We start from the raw sequence: 14,922 nt of genomic DNA, 5'->3' as shown, positions 1-14,922 counted from the left end.
CAATGGGTCGCGAGGCACACATATGGTAGAAAAATCGCCCGGTGTGAAGCACCCCGGGCGATAATATTAATCGATTATTCCGACTTTTCCGCAGCAGCTGACAGCTGCTTGATCGTGCCGCCCGCCTTTTCGATCTTTTCGACCGCTGGCTTGGAAGCGCCGGCAACTTCAATCGTTACCTTCGTCGTCAACTCACCGTCACCGAGGACGCGAACGCCGTCCTTGAGGCGGCGAATCACACCAGCAGCCTTGAGAGCTGCTGCATCGATGGTGGCTGAAGCGTCGAGCTTGCCTGCATCGATCGCTGTCTGAATCCGACCTAGCGAAACGGTCGTGAATTCGGAAGCGAAGATGTTGTTGAAGCCACGCTTCGGCAGGCGGCGATAGATCGGCATCTGGCCGCCTTCGAAGCCATTGACGGCAACGCCCGAACGCGCCTTCTGACCCTTGACGCCACGGCCACCGGTCTTGCCCTTGCCAGAACCGATACCGCGACCTACGCGGATACGGTCCTTGCTGGAGCCTTCGTTGTCTTTGATTTCATTCAGTTTCATGACAGTTTCCTCCGTCTCACTTCTCGTCGACGACGCGAACGAGATGCTGGACAGCACGGATCATGCCACGAACCGAAGGCGTATCTTCCAACGTGCGGACCCGATGCATCTTGTTGAGACCCAGGCCGATAAGCGTCTGGCGCTGTACAGCCGGGCGGCGAATAGGCGAACCGATCTGCTCGACCGTGATCGTCTTCTGGGCTTCAGTGTTCTTGGCCATTGTCCAGCTCCTTATTCTTCAGAACCGTTGCCGGACGCGGCACGACGAGCCTGCAAGGTCGCATACTTCAGGCCACGCTGTGCAGCGACGTCCTTCGGATGAACCTGGTGCTTCAGCGCATCGAACGTTGCACGAACCATGTTGTAAGGGTTCGACGAACCGGTCGACTTCGCAACAACGTCATGCATGCCGAGCGTTTCGAAAACGGCGCGCATCGGACCACCGGCGATGATACCGGTACCAGCCTTAGCAGACCGCAGCAGCACTTTGCCGGCGCCGTGACGGCCATGAACGTCATGATGCAGCGTACGGCCATCACGCAGCGGTACGAAAATCAAGTCGCGCTTGGCGGACTCGGTTGCCTTGCGAATGGCTTCCGGCACTTCACGTGCCTTGCCATGACCGAAGCCAACACGACCCTTCTGGTCGCCGACGACGACGAGAGCAGCGAAACCAAAACGACGGCCGCCCTTGACGACCTTGGCGACGCGATTGATGGCGACCAGCTTGTCGACAAATTCGCTATCGCGCTCTTCACGGTTCTGACGGTCGTCCCGCGAACCACGCTTTTCTTGTGCCATTGTCCTTTTCCTTTTTTCTTTTCCGGGTGCAATCGGCAGATTACAATCTTGAATAAGACCCTCCCCTAACGGGTCAGGCTCTTTCCGGTCTATGCGGCAAAGCCGCGAAACCGCCCGGATACAAGAGCATCCGGGCGGCTATTCCTTAGAACGACAGACCACCTTCGCGGGCGGCTTCTGCCAGTGCCTTGATGCGGCCATGATAGATGAAGGCGCCGCGATCGAACACGACTTCCTTCACACCAGCGGCAACAGCACGCTCGGCGACCAGCTTGCCAACAGCAGCGGCTGCTGCCGTGTCGGCGCCGGTCTTCAGCGAAGAGCGCAGGCTGCCGTCCAGCGTCGATGCGGCAGCCAACGTACGGCCGGCCACGTCGTCGATAACCTGGACGTAGATGTTCTTCGAAGAGCGATGTACCGACAGACGCGGACGGCCATTGGCCACCGCCTTGATCTGACGCCGTACGCGGTTGGCACGACGTACAAGTGCTTCTTTTCTGCTTGCCATTTCGCGCGTTCCTTACTTCTTCTTGCCTTCTTTGCGGACGATCCGCTCTTCGGCATACTTGACGCCCTTGCCCTTATAGGGCTCGGGGCCGCGATATTCGCGGATCTCGGCAGCGACCTGACCGACCTGCTGCTTGTTGATCCCGGAAACCACGATTTCCGTCGGCTTCGGAACGGCGATAGTGATGCCCTGCGGCGGCTCATACACAACGTCGTGGCTAAAACCGAGCGCCAGCTGCAGGTTCTTGCCCTGCAAAGATGCGCGGTAACCAACGCCATTGATTTCGAGCTTGCGCTCGTAGCCGTCCTTGACACCCTTCAGGATGTTTTCGATCATCGTGCGGGACATGCCCCACTTTGAACGCGCATCCTTGGAGTCGTTGACTGGCTTGACGACAATTGCATTGTCCTCAAGCGCAACCGAGATTTCGTCATTTGCGACGAAGAAGAGTTCGCCCTTCGGGCCCTTGGCAGTTACTTTCTGGCCATCAACCGAGGCCGTGATCCCTGCAGGAACCTGAACGGGCTTTTTACCGATACGAGACATGTGATTATCCTGTCTGTTCGCTAGGGAGATCTCTGCGCTGTCTTAGAAGACAGAGCAGAGAACCTCGCCACCAACATTCTGTTCGCGAGCCTGGTGATCGGCCATTACGCCCTTCGGAGTCGAAAGGATGGTAATGCCGAGGCCGTTCGCGACCTGCGGAATGGACTTAACCGAGACATAGACTCGGCGGCCCGGCTTGGACACGCGGCCGATCTCACGGATCACCGACGCGCCTTCATAATATTTCAGTTCGATCGTGATCTCGGCCTTGCCGTTACCATGGTCGATTTCAGAATAGCCACGAATGTAGCCTTCAGCCTGAAGAACATCCAGAACGCGCGCACGCAGCTTGGAAGCCGGAGTAACCACCGAAGCCTTACGGCGGGCAGCACCATTCCGGATACGGGTGAGCATATCGCCCAACGGATCAGTCATCGTCATTTGCCCGTCTCCTTACCAGCTCGACTTTACAATACCCGGCACCTTGCCGGAATTGCCAAGCTCACGAAGTGCGATACGCGACATCTTGAGCTTGCGATAAAATGCACGCGGACGACCGGTGACTTCGCAACGGTTACGGATGCGGGTCTTGGAGCCATCACGCGGCATTTCGGCCAGCTTCAGGGTTGCCTTGAAACGGTCCTCGATCGACAGGGACTGGTTCATGATGATTGCCTTCAGCTCAGCGCGCTTGGCGGATTGCTGGGCAACTGTCTTGCGGCGGCGCTTGTTCTTTTCAACTGCGCTTGTCTTCGCCATATTGAAGTTCCTCTTCTACGCTCGTCGTTACGGTTATTGACGGAAGGGGAAGTTGAACTCTTTTAGAAGAGCCCGTGCTTCGTCATCCGTTGGAGCCGTCGTGCAAACGATGATGTCCATGCCCCACATCTGATCAACCTTATCGTAGTTGATCTCTGGGAACACAATGTGTTCCTTGATGCCCATGGCGAAGTTGCCACGGCCGTCAAAGCTCTTCGGGTTCAGACCACGAAAGTCGCGAACGCGCGGAAGCGCGATGTTGATCAGACGGTCCATGAACTCATACATGCGAGCGCCGCGCAGGGTGACCTTTGCGCCAATCGGCATGTCTTCGCGGACCTTGAAGCCAGCGATAGAGTTACGAGCCCGGGTGATGACCGGCTTCTGACCAGCAATCGCGGCCAGATCCGCAGCAGCAACCGTGGGCTTCTTGGAATCGGCAGTTGCCTCGCCCACGCCCATGTTGATGACGATCTTGTCAAGCTTCGGGATCTGCATTTCGTTGGCGTAGGAAAACTGTTCCCGAAGCGCCTGACGAATGCGGCTTACATATTCTGCCTTGAGCCGTGGCTCATACTTGGTCTCAGCCATCGATCACTTCCCCCGAACGCTTGGCAACGCGAACCTTCTTGCCATCGACAACGGAGAAACCAACGCGAGTCGGCTTGCCGTCCTTGTCTGCAATAGCAAGGTTGGAAAGGTGCACAGAGGCTTCCTTGTTGATGATACCGGCTTCCTGGGTCTGCGTCTGGCGCTGGTGGCGCTTTACGACGTTGATCCCCTGAACGACCGCACGGTCTTCCTTCGGCATCACTTGAATGACTTCACCAGAACGACCCTTGTCCTTGCCGGTGAGTACGACGACCTTGTCGCCCTTACGAATCTTTTGCATCGTCAATCGCTCCCCTTAAAGAACTTCAGGAGCCAGCGAGATGATCTTCATGTGGTTCTTAGCGCGAAGTTCGCGCGGAACCGGTCCGAAGATACGGCTGCCGATTGGCTCTTTCTTGTTGTCGATAAGAACGGCTGCGTTGTTATCGAAGCGGATGACGCTGCCGTCGGCGCGACGGATGTCCTTGGCGGTGCGAACCACCACGGCCTTCATCACATCACCCTTTTTCACGCGGCCGCGCGGAATAGCTTCCTTGATCGAAACGACGATAATGTCGCCGACCGAAGCGTATTTGCGCTTAGAACCGCCCAGCACTTTGATGCACATGACACGACGCGCGCCGGAATTATCGGCAACGTCGAGGTTAGTCTGCATCTGAATCATGTCAGGTCGCCTTCTCGTTATACCGGAACGGTTGGGCGATGCCCCCTATTCCGGCTTATGGATCTTTATGTCTTTTCGAGCGGAGGAGGATCTTGCCAAGGTGGTTTCCTTAAAAAGGACCTTCCCTGCGCTCAAAGCAAAAGAACGCTCTCGATGGAGCGTTCTTGCGCCGTTGCGGTGCTTCTACAGATTTTTGGGAAAGGCGCAAGTGGCCTCCCCCATTTCTCTGCAAATTAAGCCTGGGCGGAAACGACCGTCCAGCACTTATCCTTGGAAATCGGTGCGCATTCCTCAATGGAAACCACGTCACCAATCTTATACTGATTGCTCTCGTCGTGAGCCTTGTATTTCTTCGAGCGACGAACGGTCTTCTGAAGCAGCGGGTGAGCGAATCGACGCTCAACCCGGACTACAACGGTCTTCTCGTTCTTGTCGCTGACCACGACGCCCTGCAGAATGCGTTTCGGCATTGTTCTTCTGGTCCTTTAGGCCTTGGCTTCTGCCGCCTTCTGGCGGGCAATGGTTTTCACGCGGGCGATGTCCTTGCGGACTTCGTTGATGCGCGAGGACTTTTCAAGCTGGCCAGTTGCCTTCTGGAAGCGCAGGTTAAACTGCTCTTTCTTCAGGTTGCCCAACTCATCCTTCAACTGATCAGCGCTCATGGCGCGTGCATCTGCGGCTTTCATGGCTTGATCCTTACTCTGCAATGCGCTGTACGAAGCGCGTTTTCACCGAGAGCTTGGCCGAGCCGAGACGCAGCGCCTCGCGGGCGATTTCCTCGGACACACCGTCGATCTCGAACATCATACGGCCGGGCTTGACCTTGCATGCCCAGTATTCAACAGAGCCCTTACCCTTACCCATACGGACTTCGGTAGGCTTTGCCGTAACCGGCACATCAGGGAATACCCGGATCCACACACGACCTGCGCGCTTCATGTAGCGCGTGATCGCGCGGCGAGCCGCTTCGATCTCGCGTGCATTGACGCGGTTGGGCTCAAGAGCCTTCAGGCCGAATTCACCGAACGCCAGGTCGAAACCGCCCTTGGCAACGCCCTTGATGCGTCCCTTGAACTGCTTGCGGTACTTGGTACGCTTTGGCTGCAACATTTATCTATTCTCCGAACTTTTCTCCGGGCGCGCCTAATCAGGCGTTCTCGCGACGACGGTTGTTGTTGTTGCCGCCTTGGGCGTCGCTTTCCAGCGCCCGGCGCTCGGAGGCCATTGGATCATGCTCAAGGATTTCGCCCTTGAAGATCCAGACCTTGATGCCGCAAATACCATAAGCGGTTGTAGCTTCCGCTACACCGTAATCGATATCGGCACGCAGCGTATGAAGCGGCACGCGACCTTCGCGGTACCATTCCGTACGAGCGATTTCGGCACCACCGAGACGGCCAGCGCAGGTGATCTTGATGCCTTCGGCACCCAGACGCATGGCGGACTGTACGGCGCGCTTCATCGCACGACGGAACGCGATACGGCGCTCGAGCTGCTGGGCGATCGATTGAGCGACCAGCGTTGCATCGACTTCCGGCTTGCGCACTTCAACAATGTTGAGGTGCGTTTCGGAATTGGTCATCTCGGAAAGCTTCTTGCGAAGCTTTTCGATGTCTGCACCCTTCTTGCCGATGATCAGGCCCGGACGCGCCGAGTGGATCGTGACGCGGCACTTCTTGTGCGGACGCTCGATAACCACCTTGGCGATACCGGCCTGCTTCAGCTCATCCATCAAATAGGCGCGGATCTTCAGGTCTTCATGAAGAAGCTTGCCATATTCAGCGTTGTCGGCGAACCAACGGCTATCCCAGGTCCTGTTAATGCCCAGACGGAAACCGATTGGATTGATTTTCTGACCCATTATGCGGCCTCCCCTTTGGCTTCGACTTCGCGCACGACAATCGTCAGATGCGAGAATGGCTTTTCAATGCGCGATGCGCGGCCACGGCCACGAGCGTGGAAACGCTTCATGGTGATCGATTTACCAACATAGGCTTCGGCGACGATCAACTGATCGACGTCGAGGTCGTGATTGTTCTCAGCGTTTGCAATAGCTGATTCCAGTGTCTTCTTCACTGTATCTGCAATGCGCTTGCGCGAGAATGTCAGGTCGGCCAGAGCGCGGTCGACCTTCTTGCCACGGATCAAAGCTGCAACCAGGTTGAGCTTCTGAGGGCTGACGCGGAGCGTGCGCGCAACGGCCTGCGCCTCGTTATCCTTCAGCCGGCGTTCGGCTTTTGCCTTGCCCATCGTTACTTCCTCTTCGCTTTCTTGTCCGCACCGTGACCGTAATAGGTCCGGGTCGGAGCGAATTCACCGAATTTATGGCCAACCATGTCTTCGTTGACGCTGACCGGGATATGCTTGCTGCCGTTATAGACGCCGAACGTCAAACCGACAAACTGGGGCAAGATCGTCGACCGACGGGTCCACATCTTGATCACTTCACTACGACCGCTCTCGCGAACTTTTTCCGCCTTCTTAAGAAGGTAGCCGTCAACGAAGGGGCCTTTCCATACTGAACGAGCCATCTCTGACTACCTCTCTTACTTCTTCTTCTGGTGGCGGGAACGCATGATGAACTTGTCCGTGGACTTGTTCGACCGCGTACGCTTGCCCTTGGTCGGCTTACCCCAAGGGGAAACCGGATGACGGCCACCGGAGGTGCGGCCTTCACCACCGCCGTGCGGGTGGTCGACTGGGTTCATGACGACACCGCGAACGTGCGGGCGCTTACCGCGCCAACGCGAACGACCAGCCTTGCCGTCATTGATGTTGCCGTGATCGGAGTTCGACACGGCGCCGACCGTTGCAAGGCAAGTGCCGTGCACCAAGCGCTGTTCACCCGAGCTAAGGCGCAGGATAGCCATGCCGGCATCGCGACCGACCAGCTGAACGTAGGCACCAGCGGAACGGGCAACCTGACCGCCCTTGCCGGGCTTCAGCTCGACATTGTGAACGATGGAGCCGACCGGGACGTATTGCAGCGGCATAGCGTTGCCGGGCTTGACGTCGACAGCCTTGTCCGATGCGATAACCTTGTCACCGGCTGCCAAACGCTGCGGAGCCAGGATATAGGCCTGCTCGCCATCGGCATAGGTGATCAGCGCAATAAACGCCGTACGGTTGGGGTCGTATTCCAGACGCTCGACAGTGCCCTCTACGTCGAACTTACGACGCTTGAAGTCCACCAGACGATAGGTGCGCTTGTGACCACCGCCCTGAAAGCGAACGGTGATGCGACCGAGATTGTTGCGACCGCCCTTCGAAGACAGACCCTCGGTCAGCGACTTGACAGGCTTGCCCTTGTAAAGGCCCGACCGGTCAACGATGACCAGCTGACGCTGGCTCGGGGTTGTCGGATTGAAATTTTTCAATGCCATTTTTCTGTTCCTCAGAGACCGGTGGAGACGTCGATGGACTGACCCTCGGCGAGCGTAACGATCGCCTTCTTCACATCCTTCTGCTTACCGGCGAAGCCGCGGAAACGCTTAGTCTTGCCCTTGCGGAGCAGCGTATTCACAGCTGTGACCTTGACACCGAACAGTGCTTCGACGGCAGCCTTGATTTCAGGCTTGGAAGCAGTCCGGGCGACGTTGAAGACCACCTGGTTAAAATCGGAAACCAGCGTGGACTTTTCAGTGATCGATGGAGATACGATCACGTCGTAGTGGCGAAGATCAGTCATTTGAACCGCTCCTCCAGAGCTTCAACCGCAGCCTTGGAAAGCACGAGCTTACCGCGACGCAGAATGTCATAAACGTTGATGCCCTGAACCGGCAGAACATCGATATTTGGGATGTTCGCGGCAGCGAGCTTGAAATTGACGTCGAGTTCGACGCCACCGATCACCAGCGCATTCTTCAGCCCCAGAGCTTCGAACACGCCAACGGCGGCCTTGGTCTTGGCATCGGCAGCAACAAGCTGATCGACGATGATCAGTTCGTCAGCCTTGAACTTGGCAGACAGAGCGTGACGCAGAGCGAGCGCGCGAACCTTCTTGGGAAGATCATGCTCGTGGCTGCGAACGACTGGGCCGTGGGCCTTGCCGCCGCCGCGGAACTGAGGAGCGCGAGCCGAATGGTGACGAGCGCGGCCCGTACCCTTCTGCTTGTACATCTTGGCACCGGTGCGCGATACTTCGGCACGGGTCTTGGTCTTGTGTGTGCCCTGCTGTTTCTTGGCAAGCTGCCAACGAACCATGCGAGCAATGATATCTTGACGGGGTTCGAGGCCGAAAATGGCGTCGGACAGGGAAACCGTACCGGCATCCGTCCCCTCGAGGGTTTTGACGTTGAGTTCCATGGTTTGGCTCCCTTACTTCGCTGCCGACTTGACGGCGTCGCGCACGATGATCCAGGAACCCTTGGAACCGGGCACAGCGCCCTTCACCAGGATAAGGCCACGATCTTCATCGGTCGAAACGACTTCCAGATTCTGGGTGGTGACGCGGGTCTGACCCATGTGACCGGCCATACGCTTGCCCTTCCAGACCTTACCCGGATCCTGGTTGGAACCGGTCGAGCCGTGTGAACGGTGCGAGACGGACACGCCGTGGGTTGCACGAAGACCACCGAAATTGTGGCGCTTCATGGCACCGGCAAAACCCTTACCGATCGTGGTGCCGGTCACGTCAACCAACTGACCGGCTTCAAAATGACCAGCCTTCAGCTCGGAGCCGACATCCATGAGGTTGTCTTCGGAAACGCGAAATTCGACGAGCTTAGCCTTGGGCTCGACGTTTGCAGCGGCAAAATTGCCGCGCATTGCCTTGGATGTATTCTTGACCTTGGCCTGACCGGCGCCGAGCTGAACGGCAGTGTAGCCGTGTTTATCGACAGTCCGCTGAGCCAGGACCTGGCAGTTATCCAAGCGTAGTACTGTTACCGGGACATGCTCGCCGGCGTCATTATAGACCCGGGTCATTCCCACTTTCTGTGCAATCACACCTGAACGCATCGGTTCATTCCTCTTGAGAGTAAAACAAGGGCCCTATGGCCCTTGCCCGCCTCTTTGTTTAAGGATTCCATTCCAGTCCTTCCAGACTTTCAGGTTTCCCGTTTCGAGAAGTCGTTGGCAGGTCTTGCCACGTACCTTCCTTGTTATTTCGGCTCTCGCCGGAATTGGTTTTTAAAGCTTGATTTCGACGTCTACGCCAGCAGCCAGGTCGAGCTTCATCAAAGCATCGACGGTCTGCGGAGTCGGATCAACGATGTCCAGCAGACGCTTATGCGTGCGCATTTCAAACTGTTCGCGGCTCTTCTTGTCGACGTGAGGCGAACGGTTGACGGTGAATTTTTCAATACGGGTCGGAAGCGGAACCGGGCCGCGGACGCTTGCACCGGTGCGCTTGGCGGTAGAAACGATCTCCCGCGTAGAGGCATCGAGAACCCGGTGATCAAACGCCTTCAGGCGGATACGGATATTCTGGCCGTTCATTCGACGTGTCCTTATTCGTTTTTCTTAAACGTCCCCGCTCACGCAAAGACAGTGAATTACCAATTTCTGGCCGGCCCCGTATTGTCAAAAATCACAAGGACGGTTCGACGTCCATGTCACCTTACTGCATCAGGGGCCCTACCAGTGCAACCCAAGACCGGGTCGCGAAACTTAGCAGAGCCAGAGGAAAGAGGAGCGATACGCTGCTCTTCCTTGTTCGTGGCGGGGGCATACAACGTCCCCGTCAATTCGTCAACTGATTCCCGGAAATAAAGAAGCGCGGCATTGAATGCCGCGCTTATTCGTCTGTATGAAGACGTCTTATTCGATGATCGAAGCGACGATGCCGGCGCCGACGGTACGGCCACCTTCGCGGATCGCGAAGCGCAGCTTTTCTTCCATGGCGATCGGAACGATCAGTTCAACCTGAACCGTGACGTTGTCACCAGGCATAACCATTTCCGTGCCTTCCGGCAGAGAAACAATACCGGTAACGTCCGTCGTACGGAAGTAGAACTGCGGACGGTAGTTGGTGAAGAACGGTGTATGACGGCCGCCTTCTTCCTTCGTCAGGATGTAGGCTTCTGCCATGAACTTCTTGTGCGGCTTAACCGAACCGGGCTTGCACAGGATCTGGCCACGCTCAACGCCATCGCGCTGTACGCCGCGAACCAGGGCACCGATGTTGTCGCCAGCCTGGCCCTGATCGAGCAGCTTGCGGAACATTTCAACGCCGGTAACGGTCGTCTTCGAGGTGGCGCGGATGCCGACGATTTCGACTTCTTCGCCAACCTTGACGATACCACGCTCAACGCGACCCGTCACAACCGTACCACGGCCAGAGATCGAGAACACGTCTTCGATTGGCATCAGGAACGGCTGGTCAATCGGGCGCTCAGGCGTCGGAATGTAGGAGTCAACTGCCGCCATCAGTTCGCGGATCGCGTCTTCGCCGATCTTCTTGTTGCTGTCTTCCAGAGCAGCAAGAGCCGAACCCTTGACAATCGGAATATCGTCGCCCGGGAAGTCGTAGGACGACAGAAGTTCGCGCACTTCCAGTTCGACCAGCTCCAGAAGCTCTTCGTCGTCAACCTGGTCAACCTTGTTCAGGAACACGACGATCGCGGGAACGCCAACCTGGCGCGCCAGAAGAATGTGCTCGCGGGTCTGCGGCATCGGGCCGTCAGCTGCCGAGCAAACCAGGATCGCGCCGTCCATCTGCGCTGCACCGGTGATCATGTTCTTGACGTAGTCGGCGTGGCCGGGGCAGTCAACGTGAGCGTAGTGACGGGCAGGCGTTTCATATTCGACGTGCGCCGTCGAAATGGTGATGCCGCGGGCCTTTTCTTCCGGAGCAGCGTCGATCTGGTCGTACGCCTTGTATTCACCGAAATACTTCGTAATTGCTGCCGTCAGCGACGTCTTGCCGTGGTCAACGTGGCCGATCGTGCCGATGTTAACGTGCGGCTTGTTGCGCTCAAACTTACTCTTTGCCATTTTCGGCTCTCCATTATCTCATCCCCATGAAGGGGGAAATTCCTGTTATCAGTTCCGGCGGGTTACCCCGATCATTTCTGACCGGAGTACTTTGCCTGAATTTCGGCAGCGACATTGCTCGGAACGGGCGAATAGTGATCGAACACCATCGAGTACTGAGCGCGACCCTGGCTCATGGAGCGCAGGTTGTCGACGTATTTGAACATGTTGGCCAGCGGCACATGCGCGTTGATGACAACGGCGATACCACGGCTTTCCTGGCCCTGGATCTGACCACGGCGGGAGTTCAGGTCGCCGATCACGTCACCGACGTAATCTTCGGGGGTCACAACTTCAACCTTCATCATCGGCTCAAGCAGCTGTGCACCAGCCTTCTTTGCTGCTTCACGGAAGCAAGCGCGAGACGCGATTTCGAACGCCAGAACCGACGAGTCAACATCGTGGTAAGCACCGTCGATGAGCGTCGCCTTGACGCCGAGCATCGGGAAGCCAGCCAGCGGACCGGAAGACAGAACGCTTTCGATACCCTTCTGAACGCCAGGGATGTATTCCTTGGGAACAGAGCCACCGACGATCTTCGAATCGAACTTGAACTCATCACCTTCAGGATTGGGTTCGAAGATGATCTTGACGCGGGCGAACTGACCCGTACCACCAGACTGCTTCTTGTGAGTGTAGTCTTCTTCGTGCTGACGCGTAATGGTTTCGCGATAGGCAACCTGCGGCGCGCCGACAGTTGCTTCTACCTTGAACTCACGACGCATACGGTCGACGATGATGTCGAGGTGAAGTTCACCCATGCCGGCGATGATCGTCTGGCCAGATTCCTGGTCGGTCTTGACGCGGAACGACGGATCCTCAGCAGCAAGACGGTTGAGCGCGAGGCCCATCTTTTCCTGGTCGCCCTTGGTCTTCGGCTCGATGGCGATCTGAATGACCGGCTCGGGGAATTCCATGCGCTCCAGGATAACCTGGTTCAGGGGATCGCAGAGCGTATCGCCCGTGGTGCTTTCCTTCAGGCCAGCCAGGGCAACGATGTCGCCTGCAAAGGCTTCTTCGATGTCTTCACGGCTGTTGGAATGCATCTGGAGCATACGGCCAACGCGTTCGCGCTTTTCCTTGACCGTGTTCATGACCGATGCGCCCTTTTCGAGCTTGCCGGAGTAGATACGGCAGAATGTCAGCGAACCGACGAAGGGGTCGTTCATGATCTTGAACGCCAGCATCGACAAAGGCTCGGCGTCATCAGGATGACGTTCGATTTCACCGTCGGTCTTAACATCGATACCCTTGATAGCAGGGATATCGAGCGGAGAAGGAAGATACTCACAAACAGCGTCGAGCAAAGGCTGAACGCCCTTGTTCTTGAAGGCAGTACCGCAGAACATCGGATGGAACTTGACTTCAATCGTGCCCTGACGAACGAGAGCGCGGATCTTGTCATTATCAGGCATGATGCCGTTCAGGTAGTCTTCCATCGCCTGTTCGTCGATCTCGACAACGGTCTCGATCAGCTTTTCGCGATATTCAACGGCCTTTTCCTTCAGGTCATCAGGGATTTCCGTAACGTCCCAAGCCGCGCCCAGAGATTCATCGCGCCAAACGAGAGCGTTCATCTCGATCAGGTCAACAACGCCCTTGAACTCTGTTTCAGCGCCGATTGGCAGCTGCATAACAACAGCGGTGGCACCGAGACGGGTCTTGATCATTTCTACCGAACGGTAAAAGTCAGCGCCGGTCTTGTCCATCTTGTTGCAGAAGATCATCCGCGGAACGTTGTACTTTTCAGCCTGACGCCAAACAGTTTCCGTCTGCGGCTCAACGCCTGCGTTGGCATCGAGGAGCGCGATAGCGCCATCGAGAACCCGAAGCGAACGTTCTACTTCAATCGTGAAGTCAACGTGGCCGGGGGTGTCGATGATGTTAAAGCGGCGCATCTTGCCATCGCGACCCTTCCAGTAGGTCGTGGTCGCAGCAGAGGTGATGGTGATACCACGCTCCTGCTCCTGCTCCATCCAGTCCATCGTGGCTGCGCCATCATGAACTTCGCCGATCTTGTGCGACTTGCCGGTGTAGTAGAGAATCCGCTCAGTCGTCGTGGTCTTGCCGGCGTCGATATGCGCCATGATCCCGAAATTGCGGTAGTCTTCGATTTTATATTCGCGAGCCATAGTGGACTGCCTTTCGATATTCGATCGTCTAAGATTACCAGCGGTAATGCGAGAAGGCGCGGTTGGCGTCGGCCATCTTGTGCGTGTCTTCACGCTTCTTGACAGCGCTGCCGCGATTGTTGGACGCATCAAGCAATTCGCCTGACAAACGATCGACCATGGTGGTCTCGTTGCGCTTGCGGGCGGCGATGATCAGCCAGCGAATGGCGAGCGCCTGACGGCGCTCCGGACGGACGTCGACGGGGACCTGGTATGTTGCACCACCAACGCGGCGCGAGCGAACTTCAACATGCGGGGCAACATTTTCAAGCGCCTGATGGAAGATTGCGATCGGCTCTGCCTTGGACTTGGCTTCAACGACATCGAAGGCACCGTAGACGATGCTTTCAGCAACGGACTTCTTGCCGTGCAACATGATGGCGTTCATGAACTTGGTGACGACCAGATCACCGAACTTTGGGTCCGGGTTGATCTCACGCTTTTCTGCTTTATGGCGACGGGACATTTTACTTCGTCTCTCAACGGTTAGAACGCTTTATCACGCGGAGAACCTCGCGCAGCGCTGAATTTCAAAGAAGGCTTCCGACTTACTTCGGACGCTTTGCACCATACTTGGAACGGCGCTGCTTACGGTTCTTGACACCCTGGGTATCGAGAACACCACGGATGATGTGGTAACGAACGCCAGGCAAGTCCTTCACGCGGCCGCCACGGATCATGACCACAGAGTGTTCCTGCAGGTTATGGCCTTCACCCGGAATGTAGCCGATGACTTCGAAGCCATTGGTCAAACGGATCTTGGCAACCTTACGCAGAGCCGAGTTCGGCTTCTTCGGGGTCGTGGTATAAACGCGGGTGCAAACGCCGCGCTTCTGTGGATTTTCCTGCAAGGCAGGAACCTTGTTGCGCTTTACCTGCGCCTGACGCGGCTTGCGGATCAGCTGATTTACGGTAGGCATAGAACCATCCCTTATAATTCTTGTCACTTGAGCCTTTTCAGGCCCGTTTGTGCCGTTTCCGGCGGCGCTCGCACAATTTTCGCCATGCGCGAATGTGGCCCGATCCGGACTTCCGGATGGACCACAAAAAGCAGAGGACGCATGCGACTGCGTCATGCGTGCAGCATTCATGTCTTCAAAGTGCGTTTGGATCCTAAGCCTGGGGCAAACTTCAGAACAATATGTCCTGAAAATCATAACCGTGCATTGGCTCCGATGCGGGGCGTACTACTGTTTTCACCCCGTTCCGTCAAGCCATGGCGCGAAATTAATAGCTCTCCAAAGCCCTGTGGCCGCTTTGGTCCCGGCCTATTTGCGGTTATGACGGGTTTCGGTCGATTATGCAATTGTCATCGGCCAATTCCGGGCTTGA

General features: G+C 56.7%; 25 protein-coding genes. All 25 read right to left on the bottom strand.

Annotated elements, in window-relative coordinates; genetic code table 11:
* Positions 1-74: 74 nt before the first annotated feature.
* Entirely contained in the window at positions 75-554 is a 480-nt protein-coding gene (gene rplO / locus AVI_RS07280) for a 50S ribosomal protein L15 (protein WP_015915757.1), read from the bottom strand.
* Positions 555-570: 16 nt separating this feature from the next.
* Positions 571-774 (bottom strand): 50S ribosomal protein L30, encoded by a 204-nt coding sequence (gene rpmD / locus AVI_RS07275; protein WP_015915756.1) that lies wholly within the window; start codon positions 772-774, stop codon positions 571-573.
* Between the two features lie 11 nt (positions 775-785).
* Positions 786-1,355 carry a 30S ribosomal protein S5 gene (gene rpsE, locus AVI_RS07270; RefSeq protein ID WP_015915755.1) on the bottom strand — a complete coding sequence of 190 codons (570 nt, stop codon included), beginning with the start codon at positions 1,353-1,355 and terminating at the stop codon, positions 786-788.
* Between the two features lie 145 nt (positions 1,356-1,500).
* A complete protein-coding gene (gene rplR / locus AVI_RS07265) occupies positions 1,501-1,863 on the bottom strand; it encodes a 50S ribosomal protein L18 (RefSeq protein ID WP_015915754.1) in 363 nt (120 codons plus the stop codon).
* 12 nt (positions 1,864-1,875) lie between these two features.
* The gene (gene rplF, locus AVI_RS07260; RefSeq protein WP_015915753.1) at positions 1,876-2,409 is read right to left on the bottom strand and encodes a 50S ribosomal protein L6; all 534 of its coding nucleotides are present in this window, start codon (positions 2,407-2,409) and stop codon (positions 1,876-1,878) included.
* A 42-nt stretch (positions 2,410-2,451) separates the two neighbouring features.
* Positions 2,452-2,850, bottom strand: a complete 399-nt coding sequence (rpsH, locus tag AVI_RS07255; protein ID WP_015915752.1) for a 30S ribosomal protein S8 — start codon at positions 2,848-2,850, stop codon at positions 2,452-2,454.
* 12 nt (positions 2,851-2,862) lie between these two features.
* The gene (gene rpsN / locus AVI_RS07250; protein WP_015915751.1) at positions 2,863-3,168 is read right to left on the bottom strand and encodes a 30S ribosomal protein S14; all 306 of its coding nucleotides are present in this window, start codon (positions 3,166-3,168) and stop codon (positions 2,863-2,865) included.
* 33 nt (positions 3,169-3,201) lie between these two features.
* On the bottom strand, positions 3,202-3,759 hold the full coding sequence (gene rplE, locus AVI_RS07245) for a 50S ribosomal protein L5 (RefSeq protein ID WP_015915750.1): 558 nt from the start codon (positions 3,757-3,759) through the stop codon (positions 3,202-3,204).
* Complete coding sequence (gene rplX, locus AVI_RS07240; RefSeq protein ID WP_015915749.1) at positions 3,752-4,060, bottom strand: 50S ribosomal protein L24; 309 nt, start codon at positions 4,058-4,060, stop codon at positions 3,752-3,754. Before rplX ends, rplE begins: the two co-directional genes overlap by 8 nt.
* A 15-nt stretch (positions 4,061-4,075) precedes the next feature.
* Positions 4,076-4,444: a 50S ribosomal protein L14 gene (gene rplN / locus AVI_RS07235; protein WP_015915748.1), complete on the bottom strand. Its 369-nt coding sequence runs from the start codon at positions 4,442-4,444 to the stop codon at positions 4,076-4,078.
* A 233-nt stretch (positions 4,445-4,677) separates the two neighbouring features.
* Complete coding sequence (rpsQ, locus tag AVI_RS07230) at positions 4,678-4,914, bottom strand: 30S ribosomal protein S17 (protein WP_015915747.1); 237 nt, start codon at positions 4,912-4,914, stop codon at positions 4,678-4,680.
* A gap of 15 nt (positions 4,915-4,929) precedes the next feature.
* Entirely contained in the window at positions 4,930-5,130 is a 201-nt protein-coding gene (gene rpmC, locus AVI_RS07225; protein WP_015915746.1) for a 50S ribosomal protein L29, read from the bottom strand.
* Positions 5,131-5,140: 10 nt separating this feature from the next.
* Complete coding sequence (gene rplP, locus AVI_RS07220; protein ID WP_015915745.1) at positions 5,141-5,554, bottom strand: 50S ribosomal protein L16; 414 nt, start codon at positions 5,552-5,554, stop codon at positions 5,141-5,143.
* A 37-nt stretch (positions 5,555-5,591) separates the two neighbouring features.
* Positions 5,592-6,305 carry a 30S ribosomal protein S3 gene (gene rpsC / locus AVI_RS07215; protein WP_041696471.1) on the bottom strand — a complete coding sequence of 238 codons (714 nt, stop codon included), beginning with the start codon at positions 6,303-6,305 and terminating at the stop codon, positions 5,592-5,594.
* The gene (rplV, locus tag AVI_RS07210) at positions 6,305-6,694 is read right to left on the bottom strand and encodes a 50S ribosomal protein L22 (RefSeq protein WP_015915743.1); all 390 of its coding nucleotides are present in this window, start codon (positions 6,692-6,694) and stop codon (positions 6,305-6,307) included. The genes rpsC and rplV overlap by 1 nt, the downstream gene beginning before the upstream one ends.
* A 2-nt stretch (positions 6,695-6,696) precedes the next feature.
* Positions 6,697-6,975, bottom strand: a complete 279-nt coding sequence (gene rpsS / locus AVI_RS07205) for a 30S ribosomal protein S19 (RefSeq protein ID WP_015915742.1) — start codon at positions 6,973-6,975, stop codon at positions 6,697-6,699.
* A gap of 15 nt (positions 6,976-6,990) precedes the next feature.
* The gene (gene rplB, locus AVI_RS07200) at positions 6,991-7,827 is read right to left on the bottom strand and encodes a 50S ribosomal protein L2 (protein WP_015915741.1); all 837 of its coding nucleotides are present in this window, start codon (positions 7,825-7,827) and stop codon (positions 6,991-6,993) included.
* An 11-nt stretch (positions 7,828-7,838) separates the two neighbouring features.
* Positions 7,839-8,132 (bottom strand): 50S ribosomal protein L23, encoded by a 294-nt coding sequence (locus tag AVI_RS07195; protein WP_015915740.1) that lies wholly within the window; start codon positions 8,130-8,132, stop codon positions 7,839-7,841.
* On the bottom strand, positions 8,129-8,749 hold the full coding sequence (gene rplD / locus AVI_RS07190) for a 50S ribosomal protein L4 (RefSeq protein WP_015915739.1): 621 nt from the start codon (positions 8,747-8,749) through the stop codon (positions 8,129-8,131). The genes AVI_RS07195 and rplD overlap by 4 nt, the downstream gene beginning before the upstream one ends.
* A gap of 12 nt (positions 8,750-8,761) precedes the next feature.
* Positions 8,762-9,403, bottom strand: a complete 642-nt coding sequence (gene rplC / locus AVI_RS07185; RefSeq protein WP_015915738.1) for a 50S ribosomal protein L3 — start codon at positions 9,401-9,403, stop codon at positions 8,762-8,764.
* A gap of 171 nt (positions 9,404-9,574) precedes the next feature.
* Positions 9,575-9,883, bottom strand: a complete 309-nt coding sequence (gene rpsJ, locus AVI_RS07180; RefSeq protein ID WP_006728688.1) for a 30S ribosomal protein S10 — start codon at positions 9,881-9,883, stop codon at positions 9,575-9,577.
* 321 nt (positions 9,884-10,204) lie between these two features.
* Positions 10,205-11,380, bottom strand: coding sequence for an elongation factor Tu (tuf, locus tag AVI_RS07175; RefSeq protein WP_015915721.1), 1,176 nt, complete (start codon positions 11,378-11,380; stop codon positions 10,205-10,207).
* Between the two features lie 71 nt (positions 11,381-11,451).
* Entirely contained in the window at positions 11,452-13,551 is a 2,100-nt protein-coding gene (gene fusA, locus AVI_RS07170; protein ID WP_015915737.1) for an elongation factor G, read from the bottom strand.
* A 34-nt stretch (positions 13,552-13,585) separates the two neighbouring features.
* A complete protein-coding gene (gene rpsG, locus AVI_RS07165) occupies positions 13,586-14,056 on the bottom strand; it encodes a 30S ribosomal protein S7 (protein ID WP_015915736.1) in 471 nt (156 codons plus the stop codon).
* 82 nt (positions 14,057-14,138) lie between these two features.
* Positions 14,139-14,510, bottom strand: coding sequence for a 30S ribosomal protein S12 (gene rpsL, locus AVI_RS07160; RefSeq protein WP_003507760.1), 372 nt, complete (start codon positions 14,508-14,510; stop codon positions 14,139-14,141).
* Between the last annotated feature and the right edge of the window lie 412 nt (positions 14,511-14,922).

It is taken from the genome of Allorhizobium ampelinum S4, assembly GCF_000016285.1.
In the GTDB taxonomy this organism is placed as follows: Bacteria; Pseudomonadota; Alphaproteobacteria; order Rhizobiales; family Rhizobiaceae; genus Allorhizobium; species Allorhizobium ampelinum.
This window is presented reverse-complemented; position numbering and strand designations above follow the sequence as displayed.